We start from the raw sequence: 20397 nt of genomic DNA, 5'->3' as shown, positions 1-20397 counted from the left end.
CGCTATTAACGCTTGCGTAAAATAGGTTTTTATTAATCTTATTCGTTTTGAATACTCTGTGTCATCAACGGGTAATTGCCATATGCAATGAAGATGCTCCGGCAAAACAACAAGAGCATGAGTCATGAAATGCGTTTTTGCTCTAACCCTGCGAAAGGCAGTACCTAAATGGTCAATATGCCTGGTAAGATAATCAGATTGTCTGTCTAGTAAAGTTAATGTAAAAAAATAGGTGGCGCCAGATGTGTAATCTCTACGGTATCGTACCATGCAATGCTTCCTTAAGTTGGACGAGATCATTTTATCAAATTGAAATAAAAAGGGAATTATTTAATGGGGTGAAACCTGTATTACGACTGCGTCTAATACAGGCTACAGGCTTTTAAAAAGTAATTGTAGCCTGTATTAGACAAAGTCGTAATACAGGAGATCTCATCTTTGTGCCCTCAACCCTCATCGATTACTCCGTTTTTAATTAGGGTAAGATAATCAGATTGTCTGTCTAGTAAAGTTAATGTAAAAAAATAGGTGGCGCCAGGTGTGTAATCTCTGCGGTATCGTACCATGAAATGCTTACCGAAGTTGGATGAGATGATTTTATCAAATTGATATAGAAAGGGAATTATTTGATGGGGTGAAACCTGTATTACGACGTTGTCTAATACAGGCTACAGGCTTTTAAAAAGTAATTGTAGCCTGTATTAGACAACGTCGTAATACAGGAGATCTCATCTTTGTGCCCTCAATCCTCATCGATTATTCCGTTTTTAATTAGGGTAAGATAATCAGATTGTCTGTCTAGTAAAGTTAATGTAAAAAAATAGGTGGCGCCAGGTGTGTACTCTCTGCGGTATCGTACCATGCAATGCTTACCTAAGTTGGACGAGATGATTTTATCAAATTGATATAAAAAGGGAATTATTTGATGGGGTGAAACCTGTATTACGACTACGTCTAATACAGGCTACGATTACTGGCTGTTGCGGTTTAATGAGCTAAGAGGTCAGCATAATACTTTTCAGAATCCTCAGCGAAATCCTTAAGTTTATTTTCCACCTCTGTAATAGCGGGGCTACTTATTTCCACGTCTTTATAGAAAAAGCTCCCTCGTGCTGCTCTTGATTCTTTGGTCACTGCGGCATAAATCCCTAATGCAATACCTAAAGTTAATAGAGAACCTAGAATCAATATTATATTTTTAATTAATGCGCTACTGGTCTTATCGTTAACCTTTGATTTTGCTGTCTGGCATCCGGCTATCATGTTCTTAATTACAACTTCCATTTCTTTATTTCGCAACGAACTGTCCTCAATGGCCACAGCCTTATTCCAAGAATTAAGAATATCTTGCCGCAAACTCTGTAATACAACTTTGTCATGATCACTGGCTTCGGATTCAAGACCACGTAATTTATAAAGCTTAGAAAGCAAAGCGTGTTGCGTTCCGAAATACTTAATCTGATTATGCAATTTGTCTTTCAAAGCAGACTCATTAAATTCTTTGCATTCTTTTGCCAATTCAAAAAGATTACAAATCTCCTTTAAGGGCACAAACATTAGATTCAAACAAACAGGCTGACCGTTGGATCCAAGCTCTATTGCTTGATGGTTGTCTTTTAAGTTTTTAATGCTCTGTTGCAAATAGACTTGAAAACGGTTAATTATTCCATTCAAATGATATTCATTTTTTAAGCTATGCACTGCATTCATAATAGCGTGAGAACGTTGAATGGCTTGACCGTTGGCATCGAGTATTTGTTGTATTTCAGGGCTTAAAATTGTCTTCGATATACTATCGAAAATAGCGCCATATTTGAACTCCATTAAATGTTTATTAGTTTGCAAATAATCACATAATTTTTTGGCGTGTTTGCCCGATTTAAAGATCGGATCGGGAGGCACTTGCATGGATAACCCTGATGGATGAACAACTATTGGTTTTAGAATAGTCTGTTCGCAAATTAAATCAATTTGTCTTAATGATGGATTATCTTTTAAATAAGCGCCTAAATAATCAAGATCCAACTCGTAATCAAAATTACTGTGTTCAAGACCAAGAAACTCAAGTTCTGTAAAAGCATTTAATCCTGCAAAGAAATTTTGCCAAACAAAATGAAGCAACTTAATCTTCGGTAACTCTAATCGTTTCAGCTGAGGTTTGTTTTCCATTCCAATGAATTTTGTAATAAAGTAATCAGCAACTATTGGGTTCAGAGTAATACGTATTCCATTTATTTTTAAAGATTCTGTTGATAATAATTCTATCCACTGATCCACTTCTGCAACAGTATTGATTTCACCGGTATGTATCGAAGTATCTGAAAGATCATTGTTTTTTTCTATCATCGTTTTACGTACATCATCTATTATCATCAGAATTATCCTCAGCTTTTTGGGGTAAATTGAATTATTCAAAATGGTCTAATTGTAACTTATTTGATCATAAAGAACAACAAAAACATAAAAAAACAGGCTATGTTCAGATACAATCCATTTCATCAAGACCAAAGAGTGCTTAGGTAAACTCATCAAACCATGGTTTCATAAAACAAATAATGGTACATTATGCGTTAAATTTGGCTATAGAATCCACTTTGTGATTTATAAAGAGCGTTATTCCAAATGCAAGAGATAGATGTTCTTATTATTGGTGCCGGAGCTGCGGGCTTGATGTGTGCTATTGAGACTGGTAAACGCACCCGTCGTGTTATGGTTTTAGATCATGCCAATAAAGCAGGAAAAAAAATCTTAATGTCAGGCGGGGGACGCTGCAACTTCACCAATTACTATATAGAGCCTGACAAATATTTATCGCATAACCCCCATTTTTTCAAATCAGCACTATCCCGTTATACCCAGTGGGATTTTATCAATCTGGTAAAAAAACATCACATCCCATTCCATGAAAAAAACCTGGGGCAATTATTTTGCGACAATAAATCCAAAGACATAGTAGACATGTTACTGGCTGAATGTGCACAGGCCAAGGCAGAGATCCACCTGAATACATCCATTGAAAAAATTCGTAAAGTCGGTGATCGAGTATTTTCGGTACATACCAGCAGAGGAGTTGTGCAGTGCCAATCGCTGGTAATCGCCACTGGTGGTCTTTCTATCCCAACGATGGGAGCCAGCCCATTTGCCTACAAGGTTGCAGAGCAGTTCGCTATCAAAGTTTGGCCTACTCGTGCAGGTCTTGTACCATTTACTCTGGATGTGCAAGACAAAGAACGCTTATCCGTATTATCAGGAATTGGTGTTGATAGCCTGGCAACTAATGAACGCAATCAATTTCGTGAATCCATATTATTTACTCATAGGGGATTAAGCGGCCCTGCTATGCTCCAACTGTCATCCTACTGGCATCCTGGCGAAACAATCCAAATTAATCTCTTGCCAGAGCATGAACTGTTGACATTATTAAAAGAAGCACGAGTTCAATCCCCCCAAAAACAAATAAACTCCGTGCTATCCCATTATTTACCCAAAAGAGTTATTGAGGTGTTAATTCCTAAAACGCTGGCGCAAAAAAAACTGTCTGAAATAGCCAACCGTGATTTGGAGACTATAGCTCAGCAAGTGCACTACTGGAGTGTCAAACCTAATGGAACTGAAGGATATCGCACGGCTGAGGTCACTATAGGTGGCGTAGACTGCCATGCCCTATCCTCAAAAACTATGGAAGCCAATGAAATTCCAGGGCTTTATTTTATTGGAGAAGCAGTAGATGTCACTGGCTGGTTAGGAGGATACAATTTTCAATGGGCTTGGTCTTCCGGGTGGGCGGCGGGTCAGTCCGTTTAAGCACCCCAGAATTTTTTCTCAACATTGCTAATTGATATTAATGACGGATCCATATAGTCTGAACAGGATTTAGTCCCTCTGTAAACCATTTTAAATGATTTAAAGCATTAGCGCTCAAGGAGAGAATTATGCCTGACAATTTCAGTAAATTCAGTTTGAAACAATGCGACGACATTATCAAAGCATTATTATCCTATTCAGAAACGCAGGGGATAGAAAAACAAACCACGTTAAACGATCTGGTTTTGTATTACATGGGATACCAGTCCCCTCACTCGCTTATGTTAAAAGAATCCGGCCAACAATCTGTTCTCATGGCACAAAAAATGTGCTTAAGTAAACATCAGTTTACCCGCTCCAATTTTCTACAGGCTTTAACTGCACTATGTTATGAATATGCACTGCCTGAGCCTATTGAATTTTTGTCCTTAAAGGACTGGCATGCAGCAAAAATTATTGCGACATTCTATCATCAAACCACAGAAAAACCGCTTCAGCCAATACGGTTGACCGCCACCCTGGATGCCATCAGTCAACTGCCAACTGATAAAAAAATTATCCTGCTCTTCTGTATTAGAGTTTTTTCCCCTGAAATCACTTTTGAAAAAAGTGAATTAGGGCGTATGAAAGAGGAGGAAATGACCCTGTTCCTGAACAAAGTGAGAAAATCATATCAACTGATTTTGGATGATACTCGCCTTGATCAATGGGATAAACACAATTGGTCCGCTTTTTATGAGGCAGTAGAACAAAATAAATCCCTCACATCACTCAGTCTTAACAAGACTTCTTTGTATTTATGTTGCCTCAATGAGGAGATATTTCAATACATTCTAAATTTGATTGCCCTTCCTCACTTGAGCGAGTTGTTTCTCCATAATAATTTATTGAACACGTTACCCCCTGAATTATTTACAAAACTCCGAGGGGCAATAGATAAATCACCAATAAAACATATAGGCCTTAGACATGTGTCTCCAGAAGACCAGGGATTGGCCAGTAGCTGTGGAATGTTTGCCCGATACATACAACGCAGTGTGGATTTTGAATCAGGATTTGATGGTTCACTTACTCAATTAAGTGATGACGCATCTGAGTCCGTCGCAAGCTGCTCCGTTTAAGGTGACTCGTTGAATACAGTCAGATCAGGGAAGCAGCTTATCGTTCCCTGACCACAAAAGCCCATAAGCCACCCAATATCTCATGCAAGGCAATGGAACAATAAGCCAGATTATAGACATTAGGTATCACCAGTTTAGACCAACTGTCGGTACTCCAAAAAAAAGTAAAATCAGTAGGGGCTGCAATTGGGTGGAGCCCTTGTTTTTGACACAAAGCCATAGCACGAGGCATGTGAACGGCAGAAGTCACCAGATAAAAGGGTTCTTGCTTAACCAAAGCCACCAGCTCCCTTGCTTGATCTGCTGTATTAATGGAGCGTGTTTCCAGTACTATCTTGTCATCGGGCACTGAAAACCATTGAGCCAACTCTGCTAAAAGCAATGCCTCAGGTTGTTCGCCTGCCGAGCCGCCGCCAGACAAAACCAACCGTGCTTTGGGCAATAATCGCAGCAACCTGATTCCTTCAACTAAGCGTTTCATACTGGCAGAAGACAGTAAATCATTAGGCGGTAACCCGGAAACTACAGATTGTCCACCACTTAAAACGACAACCCATCTTACAGCCGTATCTACCTGATGGACTGCGGCGTAGTGAGACTCTAAACGAAAGGTCAGGTACCTTGGCAACCAGCCTGTACTCATGAATAGCAGTACCAAAAATACCCCAAGTAACGCGCTACGAACCCGTCCAGAACATGAGCGAAACCACAACCAATAAACGCTAGTTCCCAACACCAACAGACACAGAAAAAAAGGATTCACGAGCAATTCAATCACATGCCTGAATACGGCCATTATTTCACCCGTCTCATCAAATAAAATCCAATTAAGGCAAAAATGGCTGTAGGCCCTAATGCGGCGATTTCAGCTGGCCATTGGAATACCAGACTTACTGGTCCAAAAAATTGATTCAAAATATGAAAGGCAAATCCAACAGTAGCTCCTACCAATAATTTTGAACCCATAGTGGAAGACCGCAAAGGACCGAAGATAAAAGGAATTGCCAATAACATCATAACCATAGTGGTTACCGGTTGAATAATGCGTTGCAAAAAAGCGACTTTATAATTTTGCGCATTTTGCTGATTGCGTTTTTGTTCACGCAAATAACGATTTAATTCATGCAAGGTCATTTCGTCAGGATTAGAGCCCGTAATTTTTAGTATTTGCGGTTTAACAGGCGCATCCCAAGGCAGCGAAACCAGACGACGTGCAGTGGTGTGATCCGATGCAAATTCCGTTTGATTCACATCATAAGCCATCCAAAAGTGGTTGTCGTAACGTACTTCTCTCATCTCTCGGGCAAACAACAAGTTATGATGTTCATCGAAACGAAATTGATATACATCTTTTAAGACATTACCGGGTTCAACGGAAGAAATTGATATAAAATCAGAGCCGTAACGCAACCATATTCCTCTTGGCGTTCTTAAGGATTGTCCTCCACTTAATGCCGCCATTTTATAATCATTAGCATAATGAGACATGATTGGTGTTAAGATTTCTCCCAAAAGAGTAACCAAAATCACCACAACTATGGATGCTTTTAATACTGCTGCAGTTATTTGTCCAATAGATACTCCAGCAGCACGCATGACAACCAGCTCACTATGGCTGGCCATTAGCCCTAAACCAATAAGGCAACCCAGTAAACTGGCCATAGGGAAAAAAAGATACACTTGATAAGGCATTTGCAAAAAAACAAAAACCGCAGCCTGCACAATCCCATAATCAACCCGTCCCAACTCATCAAGCTGATTCACAAACAGGATAAATACCTGCAAGCCGGCCAGCATCAACGTGACCAAACCTATGGCCGAAAGAACTGTCTTTGCAATATAACGATCAATTATTTTCATACTTATGCCAATTTCACCCGATTACGCCAGATTAAAAAAAGCCCCAGTAAAGCCACGGCCAGATGAATCCAGCTCATACCTATCCACAAAGGAATTTTGCCCGATGCTATTGCGTCACGTGCGACAAACATAAAATTGGCATACAAAATATAAACGACGATGGCAGGTAAGAGTTTGGCGTATTTACCGGTTCGAGGGCTGACTCGACTTAAGGGCACAGCCACTAACGTTAAAGTTAAAACCATTATAGGGATGGATAATCGCCATTGCAGTTCTGCCGCTTTGTCCAAATCAGGATTATTAAAGGGCAACAAACTAAACGTTTTAGCAGTACGAATATCCTGGTTAATGTGAACAACGGGTTGTGGTAACCGAGATTTATACTCAGCAAATTGGGCAACCTGATAATCGGCATGCCCTGGAATCCCCTGATATTCTTTGCCATGTTGTAATACAAGGTATTCTTCCCCTGTAGCAGGGTCCATCTCGGCAAAAGCCTTATCAGCCCAAAGAATATCCCATTGAATTCGGTTATTCTGAACCGAAGTTTTAGCCAGAAAGACTTGTTCGGCTTTAGTATGTTCTCTATTCATGGATTGCACATAAAACACTTGCTGACCGCCATTCACACCATGAAATCGTCCTGGCATGATGGTTTGGATTAGTGTTTTTAATCCCGTTGATTTCAACAGTTTGGCTCGTTCTGTAGCGATCAGGGGACTTGCCCAAATCATAATCCCAGCCACAACAACGGCTACAGCAGTTGCCATAATGAAACTGTGTTTCAACAGCTGGTTTGGTCCATAACCACACGCAACCATTACCGTCATCTCGCTTTCTGCATACAATCGCCCATAGGCCAAAAGTAATGCAATATAAAATCCTAATGGCAAAAGTAATCCCATAAGATTAGGCATCTCCAGCATCATGAGCTTCATGATGATCACGCCAGGAATAGTTCCTGAAGCAGCACGATTCAAATATTGAACGAACTGATTGCTCATAAAAATGAGGGTTAAAATTGCAGTTAAGGCAATCAGGGTTAAAAAAACTTCTTTGGTTAAATAGCGAAAAATTATCACTCAATACCCCTATCATGAGGATGGCGGATACGGCCTGGATGTTCAGGATACCATAAAGACCGAAGAGGATGAAAATTCAAGAAGGGCTATTTGTACGAAAATCACAATAAAATGTTGGTTTCATTGCTCGAACAGATTAGGTAAACTAAATGTCTTTAAGGGGTAACTGGAGCATATTATGAATTACGGACTCACCCAAAAACCCGCACTCAATGCCAGTGAATGTCTTGTTTTGGGTATTTTTTCTGACGCAGAACTGCCGGATTATGCAATCAAGCTGGATAAAGAACACGATGGAATAATAACCAGACTTAGCCAAAAAGCAACAGAACCAGGCGGTGCCGTCTGGCAATCGGATTTGGCGGGGCACAGCCTTTTGGTTATTCAATTCGGCAAAAAAAATGAATTCAAAGCATCAGTGCTGCAAAAACGCATTGCAGAACTATCGGATGAATTAATTAAAAAACGCATCACTTCGGCGCTGCTTTGCCTGCCTCAATTAAGCAACCATTCTGCAGAATGGCAATTGGAACAGATGGTGGTGCAGATAGACAACATCCGTTATCAGCTTCTCGATTTTAAAAAGAATAATCCCAAATTCCACAAACTGGAATCAATTCGTTTTTACTTACCCGGAGCAAGTGAAAAGGCTTTGGAATTAGGCAAAGCCGTAATCGCTGGCGTTGAAATGACCCGGCATCTGGCCAATATGCCCGCCAATATTTGCACACCAACTTATCTAGGCGAGCAGGCTCTTGAATTAGCCAAGCACTATGATTCGATAAACTGTAAGGTCATGGGTCCTGATGAGATGCGCAGCATGGGAATGGGGCTTCTTCTTGCGGTATCCCAGGGAAGTAGCGAACCGCCACGGCTTATCGATATTCAATACAAGGGAGCGGGGGATGCGGCGCCCATTATTTTGGTAGGTAAAGGAATTACTTTTGACTCAGGTGGACTTTCTATCAAGCCCGCCAATGCCATGGATGAAATGAAATATGATATGTCTGGCGCTGCCAGCGTGCTGGGCACCATAAAAGCATGCGCCCTCTTAAAACTGCCGGTTAATGTCATTGGCCTTATCGCCAGTGCAGAAAATATGGTAAGCGGTGCTGCGGTCAAATCCGGAGATATTGTAACCAGTATGTCAGGGCAAACCGTTGAGATCATCAATACCGACGCTGAAGGTCGTCTTGTCATGGCAGACGCACTAACCTATGCCGAACGGTATAATCCTGAATTTGTCCTCGACATCGCAACGCTTACAGGTGCCATGATAGTGGCTCTGGGTTCTGTTGCAACCGGTTTCATGACCGAAGATGATAAATTGGCTAAATTACTCGAACAGGCCGCTCTTGAAAGCCAGGACAAAGTATGGCGCATGCCTTTGGATGAAGCCTATCAAGACGCATTGGACAGTCCTTTAGCCGATATGATTAATGCCGGTTTCGACCGAACTGCTGGCAGCATCACCGCTGCGTGTTTTTTGTCTCGCTTTACCAAAAAATACCGATGGGCACATTTGGATATTGCGGGAACTGCATGGATATCTGGAAAAAAACGCAATGCTACGGGCAGACCTGTCCCCCTACTTACACAGTTGATTCGTCATGTCGCCAATTCGCATTGATTTTTATTTATTAGCCAGTGACCAGCCTGAAGCAAAATGGTTGGTCGCATGCCGTTTGTTAGAAAAAGCCTACATGAAGGGGCATCGTGTTTTTGTCTGTTGCAATAACCAACAGGAAGCGGAACATCTTGATGAACTTTTATGGACTTTTCGTGATGACAGTTTTATCCCTCATAATTTGCAAGGCGAAGGCCCAGAGCCTCCCCCACCTATCCAGATTGGCTATGATAAAGAACCCAGAGGATTTAACGATATCTTGTTAAATATGGCGAGCACAGTACCTCTCTTTCATGGAAAATTTAAACGGATAATGGAGCTGGTTAGCAACAAAGACAGTGAAAAAGAAATCAGTAGACAGCATTATAAAGAATACCGTTCGAGAAATTACGAATTACACACCCATAAAATTGATTCTTGAAAAGCACCTCAAGTTTTTAAGCATTATTCTTGATAAATCCTGCCCCCGTTCAGCGCAGCGCTCAAACGGGGCAGGAAAACAGAGTGTTGCCTTTGCGCCAACTACAAATGCGGTGATTTTGCAGCACCCCACAGCACAGCAACATTATTCTTTTCAGCAGCTTTCAACAGGCTTAGTAAAGGAACGGCACGTTTTGCCAGACCAATTTCAGGTTCGTGATCTTCGTCATCATCCTGTCGTCGGGAATTACTCTTACTTTGCTCTATACCTAGGCCTTGCTGCAAATTACGTAACGCTTCAGACACCTCGCCAGAGGTAAGCGCTCCGGGAACGGTTCCACTGTGCCCCATTAAGGTGAGCAATCGTTTTGCTACGTCATTAAAATAGGTGATGTCCTCATAAGCATCACAACGAAACGTGATGAACATAAAAATCTCCTTTGTTAATTTTGACCGTATAACTGCACTAAATATTCCGCTACAGCACAAAGCCCCATGGCTTCTCCCCCTTCAGGTTTACCTGGTTTGGAACTGGTATTCCAAGCCATCACATCAAAATGCGCCCAAGGTACGGTTTTTGTGATAAAGCGCTGCAAAAACAATGCGGCAACTACAGCTCCTGCATAGGGAGATGAGCTTGAATTGGCTAAATCGGCAACATTTGAATTGAGTAATTCATCATAAGCAGGAAATAACGGCAAACGCCATACCGGATCAAGCGTTTTGTGGGCAGCAGCAGTAAGGTCAGCTGCCAACTGATCATTGTTGGTAAACAAAGCGGCTATCTCAGTTCCCACAGCAACCCGTGCAGCTCCTGTTAAGGTGGCAAAATCAATAATTAAATCAGGATTGTCCTCACATGCTTTAACCAGAGCATCAGCCAAAACCAAACGACCTTCTGCATCGGTATTATCAATTTCAACAGTCAATCCGTTACGCATAGTCAGGATATCGCCTGGGCGAAAGGCATCCGGGCCTATGGAGTTTTCAACAGCAGGAATTAAAACCTGTAATCGAACAGGCAATTTTTGTAACATGATCCATTGAGCAAGCCCAATAACATGGGCAGCACCGCCCATGTCCTTTTTCATAAAGCGCATACCTGTTGAGGGCTTGATATCCAAACCACCGCTATCAAAACAGACTCCCTTACCCACCAGAGTAACTCGTGGATGTGCATCATTACCCCAGGTCAAAGACAACAAACGAGGCGCAGAAGAAGACGCTCGCCCTACAGCATGTATGGCTGGAAAATTATCCTTGATTAATTCATCACCAACCCATTGCTTAAATTGCGCCTGGTGGTGCTGAGCTAACTCTTCAAGTACCGAAGATAATTGAACAGGCCCCATATCATTAGCCGGTGTATTGACTAAATCACGTACTCGATAAATGGATTGTACCAAAGCCAATATCCCCGCTAACTGCTCTTCTTTTACAGATAACAAGCGAGGCTGCACGTCGTATTTTTTGTATGCAGTAAAACGGTATTGAGCCAAACCCCAGTTCACAGCAGCTCTTTGAGTCAGAGGTTCTTGTACTTGATAACATCCTGGGGGCAAGGATAGGGCTGCAGACGCTAAAGCAGCCTCTTGCATGCCACTTCCCGAACCGATGTAGGCTTTTTCCACTACCCCATCCGTATTCAACACAACACAATAATCGCCCAATTTTCCTTTAAACTGGCGCAAAGCGAAGCAGTTACGTTCTAACGAACTCAAATGCTCCATGCCCTCTTCCCATTGATTTTGAGCAATGAGATAAAGAGGAATGGCTCTATCATTCTGTGTTTCATAAAATAAATCAGCTTGCATCATTCTTATTCCTTTACTTGACCACGAAAATGACTTGGTCTAAGCCCTAAAAGACCCAAAACAAGCACATACAACAGGACAGTTAGCACCACATGCGCTAATAATAAACTCAACCGGGAAAATGGTGTAAAACCCATCCAATAATTTACATCACCACACATGAAGTACAAATAAAAAGCAACTACCAGATTTGCAATAACCAACTGGATGCTGTATTTCAACCAGCCCGGAGAAGGTTGAAATACTTTTCTTTTCAATAAAATGAACAACAACAACCCACAATTCACATAACCGGCCAGAGCAGAAGCCAAAGTTAAACCAGCATGAGCAAAATGCCAAACCAATACAGCGCACAACAAGGTATTGACTAACATGGACAACGCCCCAATCTTGACTGGGGTTTTAATGTCTTGTTGTGCATAAAATCCCGATGCCAAAACCTTAACCATCATAAAGGCGGGTATACCCAGTGCCAAAGTAAAAAGGCTTTTTTGAGTTTGCATGATGTCATTTACATTAAATTTACCGTAACCAAAACAACTGGCAATCAAAGGTATTGCAAATAATGCCAAGCCCAAACCGGCAGGAATGCCAATCAGTAAAATAGAACGCAGCCCCCAATCCAGTGCGCGTGAATACTGAACGGTACTGTTTTCTGCATGCTTACGTGATAAATGCGGGAGAATAACCGTAGCAATCGCAACGCCAAACACGCCTAAGGGAAAATCAGTGAGTCTATCTGTATAATACAACCATGACACACTCCCTACCTGAAGAAAAGAAGCAAAAATACTGTCTACCATTAGGTTTAGTTGCGCAATTGAAACACCAAACAAAGCCGGAATCATTAATTTGAGTACTTTATTAACCCCTGGATCATCACGCACAACTCGAGGCCTGATTAATAAATTCCGTTGATATAAAAAAGGCATCTGAAACAACAACTGTACAATCCCGGCAATAAGCACCCCCCATGCCAGACCAACAACAGGCTGAGGCAAGTTAGGGCACAGATAAAAAGCAGCAAGGATCATGCTAATGTTTAAAAACACCGGAGTGAAGGCCGGAACGCCAAAATATCCATAAGTATTCAGCACTGCGCCGGCCATAGCAGTTAGAGAGACCAGCATCAAAAAAGGAAAGGTAATGCGCAACATTTCGGTAGCCAATTCAGCACGAACGCCGTCATGAATAAATCCGGGAGCAAATAAAAAAATAATTACTGGTGCAGCAATAATTCCAACTACAGTAACCACACTGAGAATCGCACTTAAGTAGCCTGAAATACGTGCTATAAATACACGCACATCCTCAGGAGAACGAGTTTTTTGATACTCCGCCAATACGGGTACAAAAGCCTGAGCAAAAGCTCCCTCTGCAAAAAGACGCCGCATGAAATTAGGAATGCGAAATGCGACAAAAAAAGCATCCATTCCTGCCTGGGCACCAAAAAAATGAGCAAGAACCATATCTCGTGCAAATCCTGCCATCCTCGACACGAAAGTCATCACAGAAACCAGAGTCGTTGATCGCAGTAAACTTTGTCTTTTAGGTATCATTATATCCGTCGCTGACATTGTGCTGTACATAAAAAGATGAATTTCTCCTATGATATACCTTATTTATTAAAGTTACATCATAGTCTATATTGACAAATTCTAACTCATTGTGCATGATCACCATCTTTTGTATTATCTGAATGAGTGGAGATTTCTAAGTGGCAAATATTAAATCAGCAATTAAACGTGCCCGTCAAAACGTAAAACTGCGCCAACACAATGCCAGTGCACGTTCCATGTACCGCACATACATCAAAAATGTGCTCAAAGCGGTGGAAGCTGGTGATCTGGAAGCTGCTCGTGCTGCTTTTACCAAAGCACAGCCCGTTATAGATAAAGCCGCAAGCAAAGGCTTGATTCACAAAAATAAAGCTGCCCGTATTAAAAGCCGCCTGGTTGCTCGTGTTAAGGCAATGGCTGCTTAATCCAGTGTTTCCGTCGCTCTAAGTTCGAAAACACCCGAACCGGCGTTGCCGGTTCGGATTTTTATTTTAACTTATCCCGGTCCTTCTAAATCCTTTCGCATCAATCACCTCCTCTGTATTAACATCGACCAGACCTCCCATGCGATGAGATAAACAGGGCAAACGTTCTAATTGATTGAAAAAACCATAAAATCCCCCAATCCCGGTTGGTAAATGTACAGCAACCTGATGCATGGCCCCCAATCGTTTAGAAACAGCCAAATTACTGCTCATGTTCTCTAATTTGCGCGTAAATTCATCGAGTTGTAACTGAGTAGCGTGCACCAGGCGATGAAATTCATTAGCTTTTGCATCCAGTGCTGTTTGCATGTGGTTCCTAACCAGCCCAGCCAGTTCAACCGTTTTTGCATCCCAAATCACCATTGAATTTTTATCGGGATGCATCACAGCGTCAGTTCCAAATAAAGAAACAGACAATTGGTGCAACAGACTATGCCATGGATGATATGTTCTGAATAATCGTGCCAAAAAATGGCGAGAGTCATGCTCCAGGGCATAGGTAGCGCATAACGTAGATACCAAAAAGCTTAATGTCGCTGCAAATTGCCTTACTCTGATGTTTATTTGGATCTGATGCATCTCAAGCATGTGTTCTAAAAAAGTATTTGCACGCAAAAATTGCTCTCTTGCTACTTCCAGGCGTGAGGAATAGAGATGTACTGTACCTTTACCAGACTTAACATGACACCATTCCTGGTTCATACTAATCCCCATGGCATGCGCCAATTCTAAAGCGCTCAAAGGAACAAAACATTCTGAGGAAGATAAATAATCGTGCAATTGGAACAAGAGTTCAAACACAGTAGTTAAGTGACTTAAACGTAACAAATAGGCCTCAGGCTCTGCGTCAACGGGTTGATAATAGCTCCTGTAATATCCATCCTCAAACGACTCTGCCCCAGGCGTTGTCAGTGAAGAGGTGCTGGAATCAGGGGAAGAGACTCCTGCCACAAACTGCTCTGTTCGGAGCAGAGGCACATTTTCCTTTTGTAACGCCCTTTGCATTTCCTCTCTGTTTGGTGATTTCACCGCAGTTAACCAAGCCCTTTTAATTGGATTTAGACCGACATCATGTTGCGTCTCAATCCAGTATTCCGCTGCAGTGATCAATTGGTTTCGTGCCAATTCAATTCCTGATTGTAATTCCGATAAGCTCAAAAACACCCTAACCTGCCTATTAATTTGTTATAGTGTTTTCAGTTTACCCTTGCGATGTTTTGTTTTCAATCAACAACAGGATTTATCCAGATATGGCCATCTGACAATGGCCAAAATTTTTTATGTTATCTTCTTTAGCTCAAGCATAGTCAAATATAACGTGACGCTATTGCGTCGCACATACATTAAAATCATCATGATGGTCTTGAGATGAGGCAGCCTCAAGCTCATCATCTACACAATAATGACGCCCAATAATCTGACACAAATCCATTTGTTCATGCACCGATAAATAATTAACAACCGCTTCCAGAGGATTTTCATCTGCCACCGAATCGCACTCTGCACTACTGCTCGCACCAGCCCGCTCCTCCCCCAAATCGGATCCAATAACAGGCTCAATGGGTAAATCAAGATTAATATTGATTCTGTCCACTATGGCCATATAAAGACTATTAAATAACAGTTCTGCTGCACTGATTTTTTTTTGTAACCGCAGTTCTGCTCGACTTCTTGGCAGAGCAACTAATGAGTAGAAAAATCCCTGAACACCTGAAATGGCTGGAGTGGTATCTTGGGGTTCAATTTTGGAAAATGCTTTATAACAAGCTACCAACCGTTTTACTAAGGCATCTTGGTGTTGATGATAAGGCTCTGGAATTTTGGCATTGCGCAACAACCATTCCAGCCGCTGAAGTTTCCTCACAGTTGATTTCACTTTGGCACAGTACTCCCTATCTATGTTCAATAGTTTAAGCGTCTCCGATGACAGAGCGTCAACGTCCTGAGGCGGTACAGTCCAATACAACCGAACGCCTGGAACCTCAGAATCACGGTAGTATACTGTTTCTCCTGAGCGCTTGACATGCTGTTTTAAAGGGCCAGTACTGTGCAAAATAATGTCTTCCATGGTACCACTGTATCTGGGCACAGTAGGATGTTTGCCCCCTTCGGTCAAACGACTGATTTGCTCATCAGACAATACGTGTTTTAACAATAAGAGGCTTTGGGTTTTACACGTATCTGATTCAGTAAGAGCAAGACCAGACCAGCCCCAGGAAAAGCGCACCTCAAAGGGTTTTAATCTGGGTTCGTATTGGTGTTGCGCTGCTCGTTTTTTTTCCCAGTTAAAAATCTCTCGAGAGCAGTGTTCATAAGGATAAATTCGTGTTTCTTCCGGTGACTTTCTTGCAATACCAAACGATTCAACATATTCTGTAATAGCCCTGTTTTGTTGTGCGGCCATTTCCAGGCATTTCTGCTGCAAATAATTAAATTGTTCTGCTGTTAACTCAAACGTAGTTCCATGTAAGCCACGACCAAGATCCAGATAACGAATTTCTTCGTGGCGTAACATGCCGTGATTGCCAAAGAAATCGATATTCAATCCCAGCTTTATTTTTATTTTACTGATTATAGGATTATCTTGGCTAGTACTGGGTAAACCGTAAAAACCCCATGTATCAACTACTTCCAGTTGTTGAGTCTTTTCATCCATCTGCGACAGCAGTAGACAACTGTGCCACAAGGGATTTGCCCCAGCCTCACCATCAAAAGTACAAAAAGTTACTGCATACTGCATAGCCCCTCCTCATTACTTATTCCTTCTGCGAAACGCTAAACTAGCTGAACCGGCATACAAACGCAAACAGGCACAACAGTTCCATGGCATTGTGAATAAAAACAGCACAGGAGGCAATAGTCAGATAAGGCACCTTAGCTTAAAATGTTACGGTGTTTCATCCCTCAGCACTCTATCTGGGATGTTGCACATTACCTTTCAATTGGCCATAAAAAAGCCCCTCAAGGGGGCTCAAAGACATGATAGACCACGCCCAGACTTAACTTTCGGTTCGGGTCAATCGGGTCTGATTAAGCTGCTCATAGGTACGTTTTGCTGGAACAAAATGAGGATACTGGGTCACCAATCGTTGTAAAATCATCCGTGATAAGACCTCATCGCCTCTATTCCATTCGTTTAAGGCATCAAGATAAATCAGGTCAGCGTGAGCCCCTTCCAAAACAGGGACATCGTTCAGTTGAATGGATTCCACATAACTAACCCGGGCTTGATTTTGAGCATCCAGGCGGCGTAACACTTTTCGAGCTTGCGTACTGCCATTCTCACTGGCTTGCTCTAACAGTTTTCTGCCTTTTGCTGGAGATTGCTCACCTGCCGTACCCTCCATATAGTAAGTTCCTAATTGATACTGAGCATAGGCATTTTGTCGTTGGGCAAGTTTTTCATAAATACTGGCTGACATTTTCGGATCTTTAGCGACACCAAGACCGTAATGGTACATTCTTGCCAAAGCCAGCATGGCCTTTTCATTGCCTTTATCCGATGCGTCTTTGTAGTATTTTAACGCATCAGGAAAATCAAGCTTTGTCGCAACGCCGGTTTCAGACAGCAGGCCAAGAGAATAAAGGGCATTTCCATTCCCCAGATCTGCTGCTTTTTTGTACCAGACTAAGGCTTGTTGCGTATTTCTGGGTTCTCCCAAGCCATAAAAATACATGGCACCCAGCTGATTCATTGCCTCGTCAACGCCTTTAGCTGCGGCGGCAGTAAATAACGCCTTGGCTTTTTGATAATCAACGGGAATGCCTTTACCGTATTCATACAATAACGCCAAATTATAATCGCCTATAGGATCACCTTGATGAGAAGCCGCTTCATAAGATTTCAATGCCTCAGCATAATTATCATCGACGGTTTCATAAAGGAACCCTAAAGCAACCTGAGCCTTAGACAATCGGGTCGCAGCCTTTGCATACCATAATTTAGCTTGGGCGTAATCAGGTTGTCCCATTGCTCCCAGTTGATAAAATTGTCCCAAAAGAAATTGAGCTTCAGGATTGCCTTGCTCTGCTGACGCTTGATACCAACGTTGGGCTGCCACAGGATTTGCTGCAGAACCAAGACCTTTATCCAGAATATAGGCCAGTTTCAACTGAGCATACTGATCGCCTTTCTCAGCCAATTTTGTGTAGATTTCTTTGGCTTGATTCATACTGTCAGTATCGTTACTCGCTGCCAAATAATAATCCGCCAATACGATTCCCGCATGACTATTGCCCAAACGATATGAGGTCATTAAATCAGGCAAAAATTCTTCTTGCGATTGGTGTTTTATTACCGCCAAGTTGAAATAGGAATATGGAAATTGAGCCTGGGCCGATTCTTTTAATAAACTCAACCCTTTCTCTTTATCCTGCACAATACCTTTACCTTCTGTGCTATAGGTTCCCATAATGAATTGACTTACAGGATTTTGACCTGATCTCTGATACCAGTATAGTGCTTTGGAAGGATCGGCACTTGTGCCAATTCCTCGGTCATAAAGCATTCCTAACAACAGAGCCGCTTTTTCATCTCCTGCATCGGCTTGAGTTTCAGCCACTTTAAATGCTTCAATCTGCTTCTGTTTGTCAGCATCCACAGCATTGTAATAAGCTAATGGCACCAAAGCCTGAGCCACGTGATTCTTTGCAGCTCCTTGATACAACTGCCGGATTAATGCAATTTTGTGATTTTTAACATCAACACTCAAACCGTCATTAAACTCACGAGCTAAATGCTCTGCCAATTGATATTCTGCCGGTCCATAGTTATTTGCAGCAGACAAATACAACATGGATATGGCCTGTTCGTGATTAGGCTGAATGTATACAGTCCCATCTTCTCCTGTTTTTCCTTTTTCCAATATTCTGGAAAGGGCATACTGAGAGCGCTTGTTCCCTTTAAAAGCAGCATCCGTTAACCAGTTCAATCCGATTTGATAATCGGCTGCATTTTTTGCGTGTTCCAGATAAAGAATACCGAGATTGTATTCAGCACCTAAATGTTGTTGTTCGGTAGCATTTTGATAAAAAATCATTGCAGCCTGTTCATTTTGAGCAACACCAATACCGTACTGAAACATTTGACCTATTTCAAATTGTGATTGCGCATCACCTAAAATAGCTCTGGAATACATCTGATTAAAAACAGCCATGTAATTCACCTGTTTTTGCCAACCCTGCATCCAAATATCCATTAAATCACCGTTAATGGTATCACTTTCGGAGTAATAACTGGCATCGATATAAGGTGCTGGTAAATTATTCCTGGCTACAACAGGACTGTAAGCTCTTTCCAGTGCCTCGATTTGTCTGTTCAAATGATAGATAGGAAAACTCCATTCATTGTCTTTGTATTCGGCTGTTTTACTGATCAAGGCATCGTAATAAGTGTTAATAGGAATTTCATTAGGTTGGGTCAAGGCAAATTTTGGTTTAAAGAGCTCTTGTCGAGTAATCACTTCAAATTGCGGTGCGGGATTATAGGTATTGTTTCTTAATCCTGCTTTATTATTCCAGGCACTGAATATTCCATCCATCTGATAAGAGGTATTTTCCATCTTATTCAAAGTACCATTACTTAACCATAAAGCCATTTGAGTCTGTGGCGAGAGTTCCTGTGGCTTTTTTGCATCCTGAGCCGCTTTATCCGCCCACTGCCTGGCAAGTGTTGCATCAGGAGCCACGCCAATACCCTTGGTATACAACTCAACCAAATCTTTTTTTGCTTCTACCGAACCATCTTGCGCTGCTTTCAAAGTCCACAAAAATCCATTTTTAGGATCGTAAATAGGGCTTTTTTCCTGAAGATAGGCATGAGCCAAGTGTAAGTAAGCGGCTGAATTGTGTTGACTGGCGGCTTTATTAAACCATGCTAAAGCCTGATCGTACTCTTTTTGTTCCAGAGCAGCGTTACCCAATTCCAACATGGCCGGAACAAAATTTAGCGATGCCGCTTTATTTAGTAGTTCAATTGCCTTGGGTACGTCTTGAGGCACTAACTTTCCTGCAAGATAAATGCTGCCAAGTTTGGTTAATGCTTTAGGATTATCGCCATTTGCTGATTTGCTCAACCAAATCAGTCCTAATTTTTTATTACTGGAGTGGCGACTGTCTATAAACTGTTCTGCAAGAGCGTATTGCGCGACTGGATTACCACTTTTTGCCGCATCGATATAATAACGAGTGGCCACGTCTGTATTTTTCTTTACACCATATCCGAATAAATAAGCTGCAGCCATATACATTTGTGCCTGCACATCCCCTGCAGATGCAGCCTGTTTAAACCAGCGCGCCGCCTCTTCTGGATTTTTAAGCTGGAATAAACTGTATTTCGCCATCAACTGCACTGCGGGTAAATAACCTTTCTCTGCCGATTTAGTAAAGTAACGCATCGCCAGATCGTTATTTTTTAACTGTCCATAGCCATAAAGGTACAAACGACCCAAATAGTAGTCCGCAACGGCATCTTGACCCGCTTTGCTTATTAAAGGCTCTGCGGCTTTACTGTAATCACCCAACCGATAAGCATTAAACCCATCATCAGCAAAGGCATTTTGAGTAGCTGATGCAACAACTAAACACATCCATGGTACTAGTGATTTCATGAAGATTCCCCTCTTTT

16 protein-coding genes are annotated in these 20397 nt (G+C 41.9%); 5 read left to right on the top strand and 11 right to left on the bottom strand.

The features are described from left to right. Nucleotides 1-270, bottom strand: a 270-nt coding sequence (locus Lwor_RS13945; RefSeq protein ID WP_193786613.1) for an REP-associated tyrosine transposase, incomplete at its 3' end; no start/stop codon positions are given. A gap of 717 nt (nucleotides 271-987) precedes the next feature. After that, nucleotides 988-2373 carry a hypothetical protein gene (locus Lwor_RS05685; protein ID WP_058492933.1) on the bottom strand — a complete coding sequence of 462 codons (1386 nt, stop codon included), beginning with the start codon at nucleotides 2371-2373 and terminating at the stop codon, nucleotides 988-990. A 249-nt stretch (nucleotides 2374-2622) separates the two neighbouring features. On the opposite strand from Lwor_RS05685, the gene Lwor_RS05680 reads away from it, so the two are divergent. Then, nucleotides 2623-3804, top strand: coding sequence for a BaiN/RdsA family NAD(P)/FAD-dependent oxidoreductase (locus tag Lwor_RS05680; protein ID WP_058492932.1), 1182 nt, complete (start codon nucleotides 2623-2625; stop codon nucleotides 3802-3804). A gap of 128 nt (nucleotides 3805-3932) precedes the next feature. Beyond that, entirely contained in the window at nucleotides 3933-4925 is a 993-nt protein-coding gene (locus Lwor_RS05675; RefSeq protein WP_058492931.1) for a leucine-rich repeat domain-containing protein, read from the top strand. A gap of 37 nt (nucleotides 4926-4962) precedes the next feature. Here the strand turns inward: Lwor_RS05675 and Lwor_RS05670 are convergent, their stop codons facing one another. From Lwor_RS05670 to lptF, 3 genes are read right to left on the bottom strand one after another with little or no spacing between them, the layout of a single operon-like run. Next, nucleotides 4963-5721 carry a YdcF family protein gene (locus Lwor_RS05670; RefSeq protein ID WP_058492930.1) on the bottom strand — a complete coding sequence of 253 codons (759 nt, stop codon included), beginning with the start codon at nucleotides 5719-5721 and terminating at the stop codon, nucleotides 4963-4965. Beyond that, a complete protein-coding gene (gene lptG, locus Lwor_RS05665) occupies nucleotides 5721-6791 on the bottom strand; it encodes an LPS export ABC transporter permease LptG (RefSeq protein WP_058492929.1) in 1071 nt (356 codons plus the stop codon). The genes Lwor_RS05670 and lptG overlap by 1 nt, the downstream gene beginning before the upstream one ends. Next, nucleotides 6788-7867 carry an LPS export ABC transporter permease LptF gene (gene lptF / locus Lwor_RS05660; protein ID WP_058492928.1) on the bottom strand — a complete coding sequence of 360 codons (1080 nt, stop codon included), beginning with the start codon at nucleotides 7865-7867 and terminating at the stop codon, nucleotides 6788-6790. The genes lptG and lptF overlap by 4 nt, the downstream gene beginning before the upstream one ends. Before the next feature lie 178 nt (nucleotides 7868-8045). On the opposite strand from lptF, the gene Lwor_RS05655 reads away from it, so the two are divergent. Together Lwor_RS05655 and Lwor_RS05650 are read left to right on the top strand one after the other, a co-directional pair. Further along, nucleotides 8046-9497, top strand: a complete 1452-nt coding sequence (locus Lwor_RS05655; RefSeq protein WP_058492927.1) for a leucyl aminopeptidase — start codon at nucleotides 8046-8048, stop codon at nucleotides 9495-9497. After that, on the top strand, nucleotides 9478-9915 hold the full coding sequence (locus Lwor_RS05650; protein ID WP_058492926.1) for a DNA polymerase III subunit chi: 438 nt from the start codon (nucleotides 9478-9480) through the stop codon (nucleotides 9913-9915). Before Lwor_RS05655 ends, Lwor_RS05650 begins: the two co-directional genes overlap by 20 nt. A gap of 101 nt (nucleotides 9916-10016) precedes the next feature. Here Lwor_RS05650 and Lwor_RS05645 read toward each other — a convergent pair whose 3' ends face one another. Genes Lwor_RS05645 through murJ form a run of 3 tightly spaced genes read right to left on the bottom strand, consistent with a single transcriptional unit; the run spans nucleotide 10017 to nucleotide 13305 of the window. Continuing rightward, entirely contained in the window at nucleotides 10017-10343 is a 327-nt protein-coding gene (locus Lwor_RS05645; protein ID WP_058492925.1) for a DUF1840 domain-containing protein, read from the bottom strand. A 14-nt stretch (nucleotides 10344-10357) separates the two neighbouring features. Continuing rightward, nucleotides 10358-11728, bottom strand: coding sequence for a leucyl aminopeptidase family protein (locus Lwor_RS05640; RefSeq protein WP_058492966.1), 1371 nt, complete (start codon nucleotides 11726-11728; stop codon nucleotides 10358-10360). Between the two features lie 5 nt (nucleotides 11729-11733). Further along, complete coding sequence (murJ, locus tag Lwor_RS05635) at nucleotides 11734-13305, bottom strand: murein biosynthesis integral membrane protein MurJ (RefSeq protein WP_058492924.1); 1572 nt, start codon at nucleotides 13303-13305, stop codon at nucleotides 11734-11736. 140 nt (nucleotides 13306-13445) lie between these two features. Here murJ and rpsT point away from each other — a divergent pair, with 140 nt between their 5' ends. Then, entirely contained in the window at nucleotides 13446-13712 is a 267-nt protein-coding gene (rpsT, locus tag Lwor_RS05630) for a 30S ribosomal protein S20 (RefSeq protein ID WP_058492923.1), read from the top strand. A gap of 66 nt (nucleotides 13713-13778) precedes the next feature. Here rpsT and Lwor_RS05625 read toward each other — a convergent pair whose 3' ends face one another. The 3 genes from Lwor_RS05625 to Lwor_RS05615 form a co-directional block, all read right to left on the bottom strand. Next, nucleotides 13779-14936, bottom strand: coding sequence for a hypothetical protein (locus Lwor_RS05625; RefSeq protein WP_058492922.1), 1158 nt, complete (start codon nucleotides 14934-14936; stop codon nucleotides 13779-13781). Nucleotides 14937-15096: 160 nt separating this feature from the next. Further along, entirely contained in the window at nucleotides 15097-16512 is a 1416-nt protein-coding gene (locus Lwor_RS05620) for a hypothetical protein (protein WP_058492921.1), read from the bottom strand. A 259-nt stretch (nucleotides 16513-16771) separates the two neighbouring features. Next, nucleotides 16772-20380, bottom strand: a complete 3609-nt coding sequence (locus Lwor_RS05615) for a tetratricopeptide repeat protein (RefSeq protein WP_058492920.1) — start codon at nucleotides 20378-20380, stop codon at nucleotides 16772-16774. Nucleotides 20381-20397 lie beyond the last annotated feature (17 nt).

The organism is Legionella worsleiensis, assembly GCF_001467535.1.
Lineage (GTDB): Bacteria > Pseudomonadota > Gammaproteobacteria > Legionellales > Legionellaceae > Legionella > Legionella worsleiensis.
This window is presented reverse-complemented; position numbering and strand designations above follow the sequence as displayed.